Genomic DNA, 15,054 nt, shown 5'->3' on the forward strand with positions numbered 1-15,054 from the left:
GGCGCCCGCCGCCGTAATCTAATTGGCGAAACGGAAATGCAGCACGTCGCCATCGCCGACCACATAATCCTTGCCCTCAAGACGGAATTTTCCCGCCTCGCGCGCGCCGGCCTCGCCGTCGTTTGCGACATAATCAGCATAGGCGATCGTCTCGGAGCGGATAAAGCCTTTTTCGAAATCGGTATGGATGACGCCCGCAGCCTGCGGCGCCCGCGTGCCAGCCTCGATGGTCCAGGCGCGCGCCTCCTTGGGGCCGACCGTGAAATAGGTGATGAGATGCAAAAGGTCGTAGCCGGCGCGGATCACCCGGTTGAGGCCGGGCTCCGTGAGGCCGACCGCTTCGAGATAATCCTTGCGCTCCTCTTCGGGCAGTACGGCGATCTCGCTCTCGATCTTGGCCGACACGGTCACGGCGGCGGCGCCTTCCTCGGCTGCCCGCGCCTCGACCGCCTTGGAAAAACGGTTGCCGGAGGCGGCGGAGCTCTCTTCGACATTACAGACATAGAGGACCGGCTTTGAGGACAGGAGCCCGAGCCCGGCGAATAGCTTGCGCTCTTCGGCCTTCGTCTCGACGAGGCGCGCCGGCTTGCCTTCGCGCAGAAGGACAAGACAGCGCTGCACGAGGTCGAGCGTCTCCTTTGCCTCCTTGTCGGCGCCCTTGGCTTTCTTTTCGAGCGCGATGACGCGTTTTTCGAGGCTGTCGAGGTCGGCCAGCATCAATTCGGTCTCAATTGTCTCGATGTCATTGACCGGCGCGATCTTGCCCTCGACATGGGTGACGTCGTCGTCTTCAAAGCAGCGCACGACATGGGCGATGGCGTCGCATTCGCGGATATTGGCGAGAAACTGATTGCCGAGCCCCTCGCCTTTCGAGGCGCCGCGCACGAGGCCGGCGATATCGACGAAGGTCAGCCGCGTCGGGATGATCTCCTTCGATCCGGCGATGCGCGCCAGCGTCTCGATGCGAGGATCCGGCACGGCGACGTCGCCGACATTGGGCTCGATCGTGCAGAACGGGTAATTGGCCGCCTGCGCCGCCGCGGTCTGCGTCAGCGCATTGAAAAGGGTCGACTTGCCGACGTTGGGCAGGCCAACGATGCCGCATTTGAAGCCCATGGTTTTAAAACTCGTCTAGAGCATGATCCGAAAAAGTTGCAGACTTTTTCGAGAAGATTATGCGTTGAAACAAAGGATTAGCAGGAGGCGCTTCAGCTTGAACGCCTCCCGCTCTGATCTACTTCAGCGCGCTTGGAAAACTCAGCCGTGAAGGGATTGGCGATGCGCATCCCGGCGATGGTCCGGCCGTCCTGTAGATCCTCAGAGACAAACAGCCGGCACCCGGCCATCAGCGCCGAAGCGACGAGGAGCGCGTCCCACCATGCAAGCCCCGCCTCGTCCTGCACGGCCCAGGCTTTGAGTGTGGTCTGCGCGTCGAGCGGCGCGATGCACCAGGGCATGAGCTGGGTCAAATAGGACCGCGCCGCCGCCTCGTCAACGAAGCGGCGCCGCTGCGAGAGCACCCTATAGCATTCATTCAGATTTTGTGGGCTCAGAACCAAGGTATGGTTCGCTGTCGTCCGCCTCAGCAAATCCGCTGAGATCGCGCGCTTGATCGGCTCCGCCGGATCGAGCGCGTAGATCAGAATGTTGGTGTCGATGAAGAGCCGCGCGGTCATAAAGCTCGTCTCGCTTGGGCAGATCGGCTGCAAGCCCGGGAAAGCCCGGCCCACTCAGAAACAATTCAAGGCCGGCGATTTGCTCCTTGCCGCGCCCCATGCGGGTTTCGAGCAGGCCGCCAATAAAGGCGGACATGCTCATCCCCGCTTTGGCGGCTTCGACGCGCAGCCAATCGGCGATTTCCTCGCGCAAAGTGATGGTGACGTTTTTCACGACACGAATATCGTGTGACACGGGTTCTGTGTCAAGATTCACCGAGCGCCGCTTCCATATCCTTGAAGATCTTCGTCTGGAACGCGTCGTCCTCGCCCTTCGCCAGCATCCCGACATTGGCCGAGACGGCTTTGCACAAAGCCTCGACCCAGGGCGCTTCAGATTTGGCGAAATCGCCCAACACATAATTATGCACCAGCGCGCGGTCGCCGGGGTGGCCGATGCCGAGGCGGACGCGGCGGTATTCGTTGCCGATATGGGCGGTGATCGATTTCAGGCCGTTATGGCCAGCATTGCCGCCGCCCGTCTTGACCCGCACTTTGCCGGCCGGCAAATCGAGCTCGTCATGCAGCACGACGATGTCTTTTGGCTCGATTTTAAGATAGCGCGCCGCCTCGCCGACCGAGCGGCCCGAGTCGTTCATATAGGTCTGCGGCGCAAGCAGCACGCAGCGTTCCCCGGCGAGCGTGAGTTCGCTGATCAATCCGTTGAATTTTAACCGGAATGACGGGGCCGAATGATCGCGCGCGATCTGCTCGAGAGCCATGAAGCCGATATTATGCCGATTGCCGGCATAGGCTTTGCCCGGATTGCCGAGACCGACCAGAAGGATCATGGCCCGATACCTTAAATGATCGACAACTTAACTGATCGACGGCTCGCGTCGGCCCGCGTTCGTTTCGGACAAAAAATCGCCGGGGTCAGGATTTGCCCTGCCCCGGCGCGGAACGCAGCGAAAGTCTCGCGAAAACTACTTCTTTTTCGCGGGAGCGGCCGGAGCCGCGGCTGCGGCGGGAGCGGCCTTCGCTCCGGCCTTGCCCTTCGGCGCGGCGGCGGCCGCCGCGGCGGCGGGGGTTTCGGGGACGACGAGCGGCGGCGTGATGGTCACGATGGTGAAATCACGCTCGCGCTGCGTCGGCCTGCAGCCTTGCGGCAGGGCAAGCGCGGTCAGATGCAGCGAATCATTGATCTCGAGCTCGCCGAGATCGGCGGTGATCGCCTCGGGGATGTTGTCGGCCGGGACGCGCAACTCGATCGAATGGCGCACGATATTGATGCTGCCGCCCTTCTTGACGCCCGGGCAGGTTTCCTGATTGAGGAAATGCACCGGCACTTCGACCTTGAGGCTCGCGCCGGGCTTCAGCCGGAGAAAATCGACATGCAGCGGCAGATCCTTGATCGGATCGAGCTGATAGTCGCGCGGAATGACGCGCTGCTTTGCTCCCGCGACGTCGATCTCGAACAGCGTCGTCAGGAAGTGACCGGCGTAGATGAGTTTGTTCAATTCGCGGTAGTCGAGCGTGATCGGCTCGGCGGGATCGCCGCCGCCATAGATGACGCCGGGTATGCGGCCTTCACGACGTACGCTGCGGGCGGCCCCCTTGCCGGTCCCATGACGCGCCGCGGCCGCGAGAGTTTTGGTCTCGGCCATGTTGCTGTCCTCAAAATAAAAAGAATGTGCGCCCACGCCTCCAGGGGTGTCGGAAGGGACGCGAGGCGGCTTATAACGGCGGCGCGCCCGCAGCGCAACTTTGCGCGACGCCGCCCGGGGCCCGCGCGCTCCGCCATGAATTTTTGAAGGGTTGACCGCCGATGGCCGAGGCCGCGCGCGCGAAAGCAAAGCCCGCCGGTCGTCTCTCCCTCGCGCAGCGGGCCCGCGCGCTGATCCGGCGCAATGAAATCGGCCTCATCGTGCTCGGACTCTTCACCGGCGCGACGGCGGGTCTGTTCGCGACCGGGATTCTCTGGGCCTCGCTGTTTCTTCACACGCATCTCTTCGGCCATGAGCGGATCAGCGCCATCGCCCGCCTCGAGTCGCCCTGGCAGGCGCTCGTCCCCGCCGCCGGCGGCCTGCTGCTTGGCGTCACCGGCCTCTTCATCCGGCGCTGGCGCAAGGAACGGCCAGTCGATCCGATCGAAGCCAATGCGCTGCGCGGCGGCCAGATGTCGCTCGCCGACAGCGCGGTCATTGTCGGCCAGACGGTGGTCTCCAACGGCTTTGGCGCCTCGGTCGGCCTCGAGGCGGCCTATACGCAAATGGGATCGGGCTTTGCCTCCTTTGTCGGCTCGCTGCTCGGCCTGCGCCGCGCCGATCTGCGCACGCTGGTCGCCTGCGGCTCGGCGGGCGCCATCGCCGCGGCCTTTGCAGCGCCGCTGACCGGCGCGTTTTACGCGTTTGAACTCATCCTTGGAGCCTATACGCCGTTCGGACTGGCGCCCGTCGGCGCGGCGGCGATCGGCGGCGCCCTCGTCTCGCGCCTGCTCGGCTCGGCCGGCGACTTCGTGAAAATGCCGGACCCCGCCATTGTCCTGCACGAAACCGACATGGCGCTGCTGCTGGCTCTTGGCATTTTTTGCGCGGCGTTCGGCATCGCCATCATGCGCGGCGTCGGCAGTGTCGAGACGCTGTTTCGCTGGTCGCGCCTGCCGCCATGGCTGCATCCCGTTATCGGCGGCCTCGTCGTCGGCGCCCTCGTCTTCGTTTCCCCGCATGTCCTAGCCTCCGGCCATGGCGCGACGATCGAACTGTTCGACGACGCAACGCCGGCAATCGGCGTCGTCGCGCTGGCGATCGGCGCCAAATCGATCGCCTCCGCGGTCTCGATCGGCTCGGGCTTCCGCGGCGGCTTGTTTTTCGCCTCGCTCTACCTCGGCAGCCTCATTGGCTGGCTCTATGCGCAGGTCGCCGCGCTCTATCTGCCGCAGGCGCCGCTCGACGGCTGGACGAGCGCCATCATCGGCATGGTCAGCCTCGCCGTCGCCATTGTCGGCGGACCGCTCACCATGAGTTTTCTGGCGCTGGAGACGACGCGCAACTTCACGTTCAGCCTGCTGATCCTGACGGTGACGACCCTTGTTTCGGTCATCGTGCGCCGCAGTTTCGGCTATTCCTTCGCGACCTGGCGCCTGCATCTGCGCGGCGAATCGATCCGCAGCGCGCAGGACGTCGGCTGGATGCGCGACCTCACCGTCGGCCGGCTGATGCGGCCCGACGTCGAGATTGCGCGATCCGACATGAGTATCGAGGAATTCATCCGCCTGTTTCCGCTTGGGTCCGCGCAATGGGTCGTCAGCGTCGATCCGCTCGGGCGCTACAAGGGCATGGTTTTCGTTCCCGACGCCTATGTGCTGAAGGCGCCGGACGCGTTGAAGCGCGAGGACGTTGCGGCCCTTGCCCGCCTGCCCGAGCGGTTTCTTCTCGCCGAGACGAACGTCAAGGGCGCCGCCCAGTTGTTCGAGCAGACGGAGGCGGAAGCCCTCGCCGTCGTCGACAACAGCGCGGATCAGCGTGTGATCGGGCTTCTCACCGAAGCGCATCTCCTGCGCCGCTACGCCGAGGAGCTCGACAAGGCGCGGCGCGAGCTCTCCGGCGAACCCTTCGCGCCGCCGGGGGGATAAGAGTTCGTTCTTTGCCGCGCTCTTTCGGCCGGCAATGCTTGCCGGCCAGCTTGGAGGCGCTGCAATCAAAGGGAAAAATCGCCGTCAATACAGACGCTAACTTGTCAGATACGCAGGCGAATAAATTCGCGTAAAAAGACATTGAGCCAAATCAAAATAGGCAAGCTTTTATTTCGAGTATTCGTCTGCTCAAAAGCGGCATTGCACGCCGCCGCGACGAAGCAACGCGGACAAAAGCTTGCAGCGCGGATTGATTTTCAAACGTGGATTTGATTATGCTTGGTGGTCCGGTCATCGTTTGACGTCGCGCCCCGAGCGAAACTGCGGTACTGTCGAGGCGGCCGCCTGTCGGGGAGGGCGCCCTGCCGGGGGAGATTGATTGCGGCGCGCTGTTTCCGCTTTGCGCTCCGCCCGAGAATCGTTTCGCCCAGGAATTTTCGTCCAAGCATCATTCGCCCAAGGATCGTTCGCCCATGTCCGAGGCTTCCACGCTCTCCCCGTCAGGCTCAGCAGCCGTTCAGAGAAACAACGACCATGTCGTCATCGACGGCGCCACGCTTCGATTCGACGAGCTTATCAATCCGGATTACCTCGCGCCAAAACGGGCGGCCGAACTGCATGACGCCTTCTTCGCGGCCAAGCCCTTTCCCCATATCGTGTTCGAGGGGCTGTTCAACCCGCGCCTGCTCGAGCTCATGCTCGCCGATTTCGACCGCCTCAACTGGAGTGACTGGCGCCGTTACGACAACGCCAATGAATTGAAGCGCGGCTCCGCGCCGAAAACCCGGCTCGGCAACGCCAGCCAGCTCTATTTCAACACGATCTATTCCGGCGAGTTCGTCGAGTTCCTGGAAAAAGTGACGGGCATCGAGGGGCTGGTCACCGATCCCGAATTATTTGCCGGCGGCCTGCACGACATTCCGACCGGCGGCAAATTCGCCATGCATATCGATTTCAATCAGCATTCGATCACCAAGCTCGACAATCGGCTCGTCTTTATCACCTATCTGAACAAGGACTGGCGGCCCGAATATGGCGGCGGCCTCGAGCTTTGGGACGTCGAAACGAACGCGTGCGTCGCCAACATCGAACCGGTGTTCGGACGCACCGCCATGTTCTACCAATCCTCGAAAAGCCTGCATGGCCATCCAAAGCCGGTGAACGCGCCAAACGGGCGCCACCGCCGGTCGGCGGCGGCCTATTTCTATTCCAGCGGCCGCTCTGACGGCGACGGACCCGAATTCCACACGACCCAGTTTCCGGTTGCGAACGATGCGCCGGAATTCGAGAAACTCCGCAATACGCTGAAATATTTCGTGCCGCCGGTGCTGTTCGACGCCGCCCGGAAGCTGAAGTCGTTCGTCAAATGAGCTGCGGGCTTCCAACAAGAAGCTGAGCGCCTCCGCGCCCTTGCCTTACGCGTCGTGAGTTCGGTCGTCCCGGCGACCTTGCAACTTGTAATAAGTCCTTCGTCTGGAATTCCCTCAACAGCAGAATCGATCGTCGCCTGTATCGAGCATAATTGATCGATACAGGCGATTTTTCGAACTAATCCTGACAAGCTCACCGTTGCGTTTAAGCTGAGGCGCGCTTACGGTTCGTTGAGGCCATGCATACGCAATCCAGCGCAGCATAAATTAAGTATAATCAACTATAGATTGAATAAAAATGGTGTGTAGTTGCGACTCGGATTCAGTATGCTCCGATAAAATAATTATCGACGGCATAAGTCTCGCACTCGATGAAACGCTGAACGAAGCGTTTTTTCGCGAGGACACGATCAAGACGCTTCACGAAACTTTTATACACAACAAGCCATTTCCCTACCTCGTCATCGACGGCCTGTTTCCTCCCAAGCTTTTGAGGCTTGTGCATGCCGATTTCGCGCGCCTCAGCTGGAGCGAATGGAGGCGCTACGACAATTCGAACGAAGTCAAACGCGCATCAATCGCCAACCCAAGACTCGGGCATGCGAGCGAATTCTATTTCAATACGATCTATTCGAGCCGCTTCGTTAATTTTCTCGAACGCGTATCCGGCATCCCCGGGCTCGTTACAGATCCTTCCCTTTCCGCGGGAGGCCTGCATGACATCCCGCCCGGCGGTAAATTCGCGATGCATATCGACTTCAACCTGCATCCGGTGACGCGGCTCGACAATCGTCTGGTGTTCATCACTTACCTGAATGAGGATTGGCGCTCGTCCTATGGCGGCGCCCTCGAGCTCTGGGATTTGGAAACGAACGCAAAAGGCGCGGAGGTGACGCCGGAATTTGGGCGCTCGGTGCTTTTCTATCAATCGTCGAAAAGTCTGCATGGGCACCCGAAACCTATCGAGGCGCCAAATGAGCGTCACCGCCGATCCGTCGCGGCCTATTACTACAGCAATGGACGATCCGACGGGGACATCGTCACAGCACATTGTATCCCCAACCGATCGCAACGCCGACGCGCGAAAGATTGTCGAGCGCGCTGAAATATTTGGTCCCGCCGATCCTCGTCGACGCCACCCGCAAAGTGAGGTCGCTGCTGCGCTAAAGCGTGGCCGCAAGCGAGACGGTTGACGCTCGCAATCTTTGTTCCCCACGGGATTACGGCGCGTGTTGCGCGCCGCCTGACGCTCCGGTCGCGGGCCTGTCAATCTTTACTTGGTCTGGCGCCTTCTGTTTGAGGCATCCAAGACCAACCAGTGTGTCGCGCACCGCGATATCGAGCGGCGTCGCCGGCAGGTCGGCGCCGAGGAAAGTCTCGAGCTTGCCGCCGTCCAGCGAAATGGATTCGCTCCACAGATAGCGGAGTTCCGCGAGTTCGTGGAACAGCCGGACGAAAGGCTGCAAAGCGACGACCAGAGTCCAGGGAAAGGGCCAGACCTGCACTTGCGGGCTGCCTGCCGCCTTTGCGATCGCCGCCGCCATTTCGCCGGGCTGAAGCTGATGGCCGGCGAAATGAAACACTTCAAAATTGCCTAAGGCAGTCTCGCGATCCATCAGCCGCGCGATCGTTTCGCCGACATCCGGAAGATAGCCCCAGGCGTGGCTGGCGCCGCGCCGCGCGGGATCGACAATCCATTTGACCGGCGCGCCGGGCCGAACCATGACCGCGGTGAAATAGCTGTTTGCCGTCGTCTTCGGGCCGAACCAGTCACCGCCGCGCACGATCAGCGCCGGGGCGCCCGCGCTGGCCGCCGCTTTCAGCCGCTTCTCCATCTCCACCCTGATCGCGCCTTTGCGTGTCGTCGGATGCTGCGGCGAATCTTCCCGCAGCACGGGAAACGCGTCCGCGCCGAAATTATACACCGCGCCGGGCAACACGATGCGCGCGCCGACCGCTTTGGCGGCGGCGATCGTATGATCCAGCATCGGCAGCACCTGCGTGTCCCAGTTGCGGTATCCCGGCGGGTTGGCGGCGTGAACGATCAACGAGACGCCCTGCGCGGCGCGCAGCACATCGGCTGCATTCATCGCATCGCCGGCGATCCATTCGATCGCCGCGTTCGCCGGCTGCGGACGCCGGGTGAGGCCGCGCACGCGCCAGCCGTGGCGCGCGAGCGCGCCGGATGTTTCTCCCCCGACGCCGCCGGCGGCGCCGATGACGAGAGCGATTCTGGTATGCGAGTCGGACATGGGCTTCTCCTTGTCGTCGAATGACCTTGGAGCCGACTATCGCCGATCAGCGCTATTCGCGAATTGCCTGATCTCGTATCGTAGATATACATATTTGCATGATCGAGCCCGACTGGAGCCATTATCGCGCCTTCGTCGCCGTGTTGCGGGAGGGCAGTCTTTCGGGCGCCGCGCGCGCTTTGGGCCTCGCCCAGCCGACGCTCGGGCGCCAGATCGCCGAGCTGGAGCGCAACTTGGGCGCGGCCCTGTTCATCCGCTCGCCGCGCGGCCTCGTTCCGACCGACGCGGCGCGGGACATCGCCCCTCATGCCGAAGCGATGGCGGCCGCGGCCGGCGCAATGATGCGGCTCGCCTCCGGCGGGACCGACGGCGCTTCGGGCGTCGTGCGCGTCACGGCGAGCGACATCATCGGGGCGGAAGTCCTGCCCGCATTGCTTGGCGCTTTTCGCCGCGCCCATCCCGCGGCGACGATCGAACTTGCCCTTTCGAACCGGGTGGAGGATCTGCTTCGCGGCGACGCCGACATCGCCGTGCGCATGGTGCGCCCGAGCCAGCAGGCGCTGGTGACGCGGCATATCGGAGCGGTAAGCCTCGGCCTCTACGCCCATCGGCGCTATCTGGAGGGGGCGCCCCCGCTGCGCTCGCTCGCGACGCTGGCGCGCGATCACGCCTTGATCGGCTTCGACCGGGGGACGCCCTTCTTGCGAGAGATGCTGACCCGCCTGCCCCTGACGCGCGACGATTTCGCCCTGCGCGCCGACAGCGATCTCGCGCAATTGGCCGCGATCCGCGCCGGCTTCGGCATCGGCTTCATTCAGCACGGCATCGCGCGCCGCGATCCGGAGCTTATCCCGATTTTCCCCGGAGAGATCGGCTTTACTTTGGACATGTGGCTTGCGCTGCACGAGGATTTGCGCGCAAGCCGGCGGCTGCGGCTGATGATGGATCATCTGGCCGCGGGGCTTGCGGCCTATGTCGCGCAATCCCAGCCCTGAGCTTCGTTATCGGCGTTGTTGTCGGCAAGATTCGGCGTTCGTGCTAGGCTCGCGACTCACATCTTGAGGATCGCTGTCTCTTGGCGCCACAAACACGCCGTCTTATCGCCCCGGACGCTCGCGAAGACGACGCGGAGCCGTCGCTGCGTCCCCTTGCGCTCGCCGATTTCACCGGCCAGGCGTCGGCCAGAGCCAATCTCAAAGTGTTCATCGAGGCCGCCAAGGCGCGGCGCGAGGCGCTCGACCATGTGCTGTTCTGGGGACCGCCTGGCCTTGGCAAGACGACGCTGGCGCAGATCGTCGCGCGCGAGCTTGGCGTCAATTTCCGCTCGACCTCCGGGCCGGTGATCGCCAAAGCCGGCGATCTCGCGGCGCAGCTGACCGGCCTTGAAGACCGCGACGTGCTGTTCATCGACGAAATCCACCGCCTCAATCCGGCGATCGAGGAAATCCTCTATCCGGCGATGGAGGATTTCCAGCTTGATCTCATCATTGGCGAAGGTCCGGGCGCACGCTCGGTCAAGATTGATCTCGCCAAATTCACGCTGGTTGGCGCGACGACGCGAGCCGGGCTGCTGACGACCCCGCTGCGCGACCGCTTCGGCATTCCGATCCGCCTTGAATATTATACGGTGGAGGAGCTCGAACGAATTGTCCGGCGCGGCGCCCGCGTGCTTTCGATCCCGATCGCCGACGAGGGCGCCAATGAGATCGCCCGCCGCGCGCGCGGGACGCCGCGCATCGCCGGCCGCCTGCTGCGGCGCGTGCGCGACTTCGCCGCCGTCGACGGCGACCCCGAGATCACGCGCGCCGTAGCCGACAGGGCGCTGCGCCTGCTCGACGTCGACCATATTGGCCTCGACCAGATGGACCGGCGCTTCTTGCAGACCATCGCGCTCTCGTTCGGCGGCGGCCCGGTCGGAGTCGAGACCATCGCCGCCGCTCTGTCCGAGCCGCGCGACGCGATCGAAGACATTATCGAGCCCTATCTGATCCAGCAGGGGTTTTTGCAGCGGACGCCGCGCGGCCGCATGCTGACGAGCCACGCTTTCCGGCACCTCGGCCTCGCCGAACCGCCGCGCGAAAAGACCCAGTTCCAGCTGTTTTCCGAGGGCGGCGAGGAATAGAAGTCACGGCGCCGTCCGCAAATGCCGGATCGGCCGGCCGGGGGCGATCGTCTGCGCCGCCGCGACAATGGCGCGCGCGTCGACGCCATGATGCCGGTAAAGATCCTGAACGGTCCCGGTCTGGCCGAAATGCTCGACGCCGAGCGCGCGCGTGCGGTGGCCCTGTACGGAGCCAAGCCAACCGAGCGTCGCCGGATGCCCGTCCAGCACCGTGACGAGGCGGCATTGCTCCGGCGTTTCCGCCAGAAGATGCTCGACATGGCTTGTCGCCGCTATCCCCTCCTCGCGCGCGCGGCTCGCCGCGGTCCAGCCGGCGTTGAGGCGATCGGCCGAGGTCACGGCGAGCAGCCCGACGTCGCGCCGATCTTCGGCCATCAGCCCCACCGCGGCGATCGCCTCGGCGGCCACGGCGCCCGTATAGGCCACGACGATCTCGGCGTTGGGACCCGGCTTTCGGACCCAATAGGCGCCGTCGATGATATCGGCGGCGAGCGCCGCGGTCATCGCCCGTTGCGGCTGCTCCAGAGCGCGCGTCGACAGCCGCAGATAGACCGCGCCGCCGGTCTCGTCTCGAAGCCAACTTCCGGCGCGGAGCGCGGCCTCGCCCGACCTCTGAATATAGTCGAACGCCCAGCGCAGAATGACGGCGAGTTCGTCGACGAAAGCCGGCTCGAAACTCGCCAGCCCGTCCTGCGCCATGCCGATCAGCGGCGTTGCTATCGATTGATGTGCGCCGCCTTCCGGGGCCAGCGTAACGCCCGAAGGAGTCGCCACGAGAATAAAGCGCGCATCCTGATAGCAGGCGTAGTTCAGGGCATCGAGACCGCGCTCGATGAAGGGATCATAGAGCGTCCCGACGGGCAGCAGACGCTCGCCGAAAATCGCGTGCGAAAGCCCGAGCGTCGACAACATGGTGAACAGGTTCATCTCGGCAATGCCGAGTTCGATATGTTGCCCCGCGCTGGAAAAACTCCAGTTGAAGGTCGAGGGAATCCGTTCCGTGCGAAAGAGATCGGCCTGATCCTCCCGCGCGAACAGGCCGCGGCGATTGACGAAGGCGCCAAGATTGGTCGAAACGGTCACATCCGGCGACGTGGTGACGACGCGATTTGCGAAATTCGACTTCCCTTTCGCGATGTCATGCATCAACAGGCCGAATCCCTGTTGTGTCGACATTTCCGGTTGTGGCGTGTAGTCAAGCCGATCGGGCGTTGCAATCGGCGCGGCCGTAAACCGGCGCCGCCCCGCCTGAACGAAGGGCGCGCTTTTGATGAACGCCTCAAGCTCGGTCCGCGGCGACTCGAGGCCCTCGAATTTGTCCCACTCATGGCCCTCGCGCACATTCATCGCAGCGCGTAGAGTTGCGATCTGCGCCGGCGTCATCAAGCCGGCGTGGTTATCCTTGTGTCCGGCGAGCGGAAGGCCAAAACCCTTGATCGTATAAGCAATGAAGCACACCGGCCGATCATGGGTCCGCGCGGCCTCGAAAGCCTCGAGCAGCGAAGCAAGGTCATGCCCGCCAAGATTGTTCATCAGCCGCGCCAGCTCATCATCCGTGCGCCGCCCGATCAGGCGCGAAAATGCGCCCTGATCGCCAAGATCGTCAGACAGGCGCTTGCGCCACGCTGCCCCGCCCTGAAAGGCGAGCGCTGAGTAGAGCTCGTTGGGACAGGCGTCGATCCAGCCGCGCAGCGCATCGCCGCTCGGCTCGGCGAAGGCGGCGCGCTGTAGCGAGCCGTATTTGAGAATGACGACGTCCCAACCGAAATTCTCAAACAGCTTTTCAAATCGCGCCCACAACCCTTCGCGCACTACCGCGTCAAGGCTCTGGCGATTGTAGTCGACGATCCACCATGTGTTCTTCAGGCCCTGTTTCCAGCCTTCGAGCAGCGCCTCGAAAATATTCCCCTCGTCCATTTCGGCGTCGCCGATCAGCGCGACCATCCGCCCCTCACGCTTGTCGCTCGCCCACCCTTTCGCCCGCAGATAATCCTGCGTCAGCGAGGCGAACAGGGTCTGCGCGACGCCAAGCCCGACGGAACCCGTCGAGAAATCCACGTCGTCAACATCCTTGGTGCGCGAGGGATAGGATTGCGCGCCCCCGAAGCCGCGAAAATTCTTCAGCTTTTCGACGCTCTGCAGGCCGAACAAATATTGGATCGCATGAAAGACCGGGCTCGCGTGCGGCTTGACGGCGACGCGGTCCTCCGGGCGAAGCGCTGCAAAATAGAGAGCGGTCATGATCGTCGCCGCCGAAGCCGACGAGGCCTGATGGCCGCCGACCTTCAGCCCGTCCGCGTGGGAGCGGAGATGGTTGGCGTTGTGGATCATCCAAGTCGCGAGCCACAGCGCCTTGCGTTCGAGAGCGGCAAGCATTGGAAGGCGTGGATCACTCATCGACGAGCTCCTGTCACGGCCACAAGAATAGCTGGGGCGGCGAGCCGATCGGAGCTAAACTTTGCTTGCCGGCCGGCATTTTTTAGCGGTATCCACTAATCTCGTGCGAAAATCTGGGAAAACCCGCTAATGCATCAGATCGACGAGATCGACCGCAAGATCATCGCCGCCGTGCAGAATGACGGCAGAATCACGACGCAGGAGCTCGCGGAGCGGGTCGGGCTTTCGCCCTCGCCCTGCGCCCGGCGCGTGCGGCTTCTGGAGCAATCCGGCGTCATCAAAAAATACGCCGCGATCATCGATCAAACCAAAGTCGGCCTGCCGATCAGCGCCTTCGCCTCGGTCAAACTCGAGCGTCAGAGAGAGGGCGATCTTGACCGTTTTGCCAGAGCGGTGGAGCGCTGGCCGGAAGTCGTCGATTGTTATCTGATGACGGGGCAACGCGACTATCTGCTGCGCATCGTCGCGCGTGATCTTGAATCCTACGAGCGCTTCCTGAAGGACAAGCTGACGCGGCTCGACGGCGTCGCCTCCATCGAGACAAGCTTTGCGCTCGGCCAGGTCAAGCGTTCGGAGGCGTTGCCGCTGCTTTAGCTTCGGCGAGCCGAAACGAAAAACGCGGCGGACGGTCGATCAAACCGCACGCTCGCGGGATCGGCCGAGTTCATTCCTCCGCCCAGGCCTGTTCACGACGCCCCGCCCCCGACTCCTCGGCATTGGAAGCGGGGTCGGCGACAGGTTTTGCGGGCGTGCGCGCGGCTTCGAGCGTCCGCCCTTGAACGCTTGCGGCAAGCGCCGGCGAGGCCGCCAACATGTGGGCAACCCGCGAGCCGGCCTCGCGGGCGATTATCTTGCGATCCGCGCCGCGCGCGAAGCGCAGGGGGGCGCCGAATATGATTTTGCAGCGCAGCGGCTCGCCGGTCAGAACCTGCCAAAGGTGAGGAAGCAACGCCGCATCGCCAAGCCAGGCGGCCGACAGTGCGGAATAGCAGATCGCGACCGGCTGCACAGCGACGTCCTCGACTTCTACCGCCCCCGCGAGAAGGTCGCGGGCGCTGGCGAAATGCGAACTGCGAAAGGCGCCGAGCGCCCTTCCGTCGCCGGTGGTTCCTTCCGGAAACAGGAGGACCCGCCGCCCTTCGAGCATGCGCTCCGCCATCGCCGCATTGGCGGCGGGAATCGACCGTCGCCGCTTTCGATCGACAAAGACCGTCCCCTGCTGGCGAGCGATCGCGCCAATCAAAGGCCAGGACCCGACTTCGCGCTTGGCGAGAAAGCTGAAGCCGGAGAGACTGCCGAGGGCGAGAACGTCGATCCATGAGACATGATTGGCGGCGAGCAGCAGCGGACGCGAGGAACAGGCGGCGCCGGAAACGCTGATTTTTACGCGCAGGACTCGGATCAGCACGCGGCAGAAGACAACCGACGGATCGACGCGCGCGGGGCGGCGCAGCCGTGCGGCAAGGCTCTGCGCCGGAATTCCAATGCAGAGGAAAACAACAAAGGCAAGCACAAGCAGAACAGCGCGCAGAACGGCCAGGCGAGCCTCCCGAGGCAGACCATAACGGCAAAGCCTTATGCCCGCCGGCTTGCAGTTTGATGACGGTGAACAGCGCTAACGCCA

At 63.3% G+C, this 15,054-nt stretch carries 14 protein-coding genes; 6 read left to right on the forward strand and 8 right to left on the reverse strand.

The features are described from left to right. Positions 1 to 18 precede the first annotated feature (18 nt). The 5 genes from ychF to CR492_RS07485 all read right to left on the reverse strand — a co-directional run bounded on the left by ychF (position 19) and on the right by CR492_RS07485 (position 3,322). Entirely contained in the window at positions 19 to 1,116 is a 1,098-nt protein-coding gene (ychF, locus tag CR492_RS07465) for a redox-regulated ATPase YchF (protein ID WP_102843122.1), read from the reverse strand. A 92-nt stretch (positions 1,117 to 1,208) separates the two neighbouring features. Beyond that, complete coding sequence (locus CR492_RS07470; protein ID WP_245412008.1) at positions 1,209 to 1,646, reverse strand: PIN domain-containing protein; 438 nt, start codon at positions 1,644 to 1,646, stop codon at positions 1,209 to 1,211. Further along, positions 1,531 to 1,932, reverse strand: coding sequence for a hypothetical protein (locus CR492_RS21100; RefSeq protein WP_245412012.1), 402 nt, complete (start codon positions 1,930 to 1,932; stop codon positions 1,531 to 1,533). The genes CR492_RS07470 and CR492_RS21100 overlap by 116 nt, the downstream gene beginning before the upstream one ends. After that, a complete protein-coding gene (gene pth, locus CR492_RS07480; protein ID WP_102843125.1) occupies positions 1,922 to 2,506 on the reverse strand; it encodes an aminoacyl-tRNA hydrolase in 585 nt (194 codons plus the stop codon). Before pth ends, CR492_RS21100 begins: the two co-directional genes overlap by 11 nt. Positions 2,507 to 2,641: 135 nt before the next feature. Continuing rightward, the gene (locus CR492_RS07485) at positions 2,642 to 3,322 is read right to left on the reverse strand and encodes a 50S ribosomal protein L25/general stress protein Ctc (protein WP_102843221.1); all 681 of its coding nucleotides are present in this window, start codon (positions 3,320 to 3,322) and stop codon (positions 2,642 to 2,644) included. A 161-nt stretch (positions 3,323 to 3,483) separates the two neighbouring features. On the opposite strand from CR492_RS07485, the gene CR492_RS07490 reads away from it, so the two are divergent. The 3 genes from CR492_RS07490 (at position 3,484) to CR492_RS07500 (ending at position 7,764) form a co-directional block, all read left to right on the forward strand. Continuing rightward, complete coding sequence (locus CR492_RS07490) at positions 3,484 to 5,289, forward strand: chloride channel protein (RefSeq protein WP_102843126.1); 1,806 nt, start codon at positions 3,484 to 3,486, stop codon at positions 5,287 to 5,289. A 473-nt stretch (positions 5,290 to 5,762) separates the two neighbouring features. Next, entirely contained in the window at positions 5,763 to 6,659 is an 897-nt protein-coding gene (locus tag CR492_RS07495; protein ID WP_102843127.1) for a 2OG-Fe(II) oxygenase, read from the forward strand. A gap of 298 nt (positions 6,660 to 6,957) precedes the next feature. After that, positions 6,958 to 7,764 (forward strand): 2OG-Fe(II) oxygenase, encoded by an 807-nt coding sequence (locus tag CR492_RS07500; RefSeq protein WP_102843128.1) that lies wholly within the window; start codon positions 6,958 to 6,960, stop codon positions 7,762 to 7,764. 115 nt (positions 7,765 to 7,879) lie between these two features. Here the strand turns inward: CR492_RS07500 and CR492_RS07505 are convergent, their stop codons facing one another. After that, positions 7,880 to 8,911: an NAD-dependent epimerase/dehydratase family protein gene (locus CR492_RS07505; protein WP_102843129.1), complete on the reverse strand. Its 1,032-nt coding sequence runs from the start codon at positions 8,909 to 8,911 to the stop codon at positions 7,880 to 7,882. Positions 8,912 to 9,009: 98 nt separating this feature from the next. Here CR492_RS07505 and CR492_RS07510 point away from each other — a divergent pair, with 98 nt between their 5' ends. Further along, positions 9,010 to 9,906, forward strand: coding sequence for a LysR family transcriptional regulator (locus CR492_RS07510; protein ID WP_102843130.1), 897 nt, complete (start codon positions 9,010 to 9,012; stop codon positions 9,904 to 9,906). An 80-nt stretch (positions 9,907 to 9,986) separates the two neighbouring features. After that, a complete protein-coding gene (ruvB, locus tag CR492_RS07515) occupies positions 9,987 to 11,033 on the forward strand; it encodes a Holliday junction branch migration DNA helicase RuvB (protein ID WP_102843131.1) in 1,047 nt (348 codons plus the stop codon). 3 nt (positions 11,034 to 11,036) lie between these two features. Here the strand turns inward: ruvB and CR492_RS07520 are convergent, their stop codons facing one another. After that, positions 11,037 to 13,430 carry a transketolase gene (locus CR492_RS07520; RefSeq protein WP_102843132.1) on the reverse strand — a complete coding sequence of 798 codons (2,394 nt, stop codon included), beginning with the start codon at positions 13,428 to 13,430 and terminating at the stop codon, positions 11,037 to 11,039. A 129-nt stretch (positions 13,431 to 13,559) separates the two neighbouring features. On the opposite strand from CR492_RS07520, the gene CR492_RS07525 reads away from it, so the two are divergent. Then, a complete protein-coding gene (locus CR492_RS07525; RefSeq protein ID WP_102843133.1) occupies positions 13,560 to 14,024 on the forward strand; it encodes an Lrp/AsnC family transcriptional regulator in 465 nt (154 codons plus the stop codon). 70 nt (positions 14,025 to 14,094) lie between these two features. On the opposite strand, the gene CR492_RS07530 is transcribed toward CR492_RS07525, so the two are convergent. After that, positions 14,095 to 14,943, reverse strand: a complete 849-nt coding sequence (locus CR492_RS07530) for a lysophospholipid acyltransferase family protein (RefSeq protein WP_180982464.1) — start codon at positions 14,941 to 14,943, stop codon at positions 14,095 to 14,097. Positions 14,944 to 15,054: the final 111 nt, after the last annotated feature.

This window comes from Methylocella silvestris (assembly GCF_002891535.1).
In the GTDB taxonomy this organism is placed as follows: domain Bacteria; phylum Pseudomonadota; class Alphaproteobacteria; order Rhizobiales; family Beijerinckiaceae; genus Methylocapsa; species Methylocapsa silvestris_A.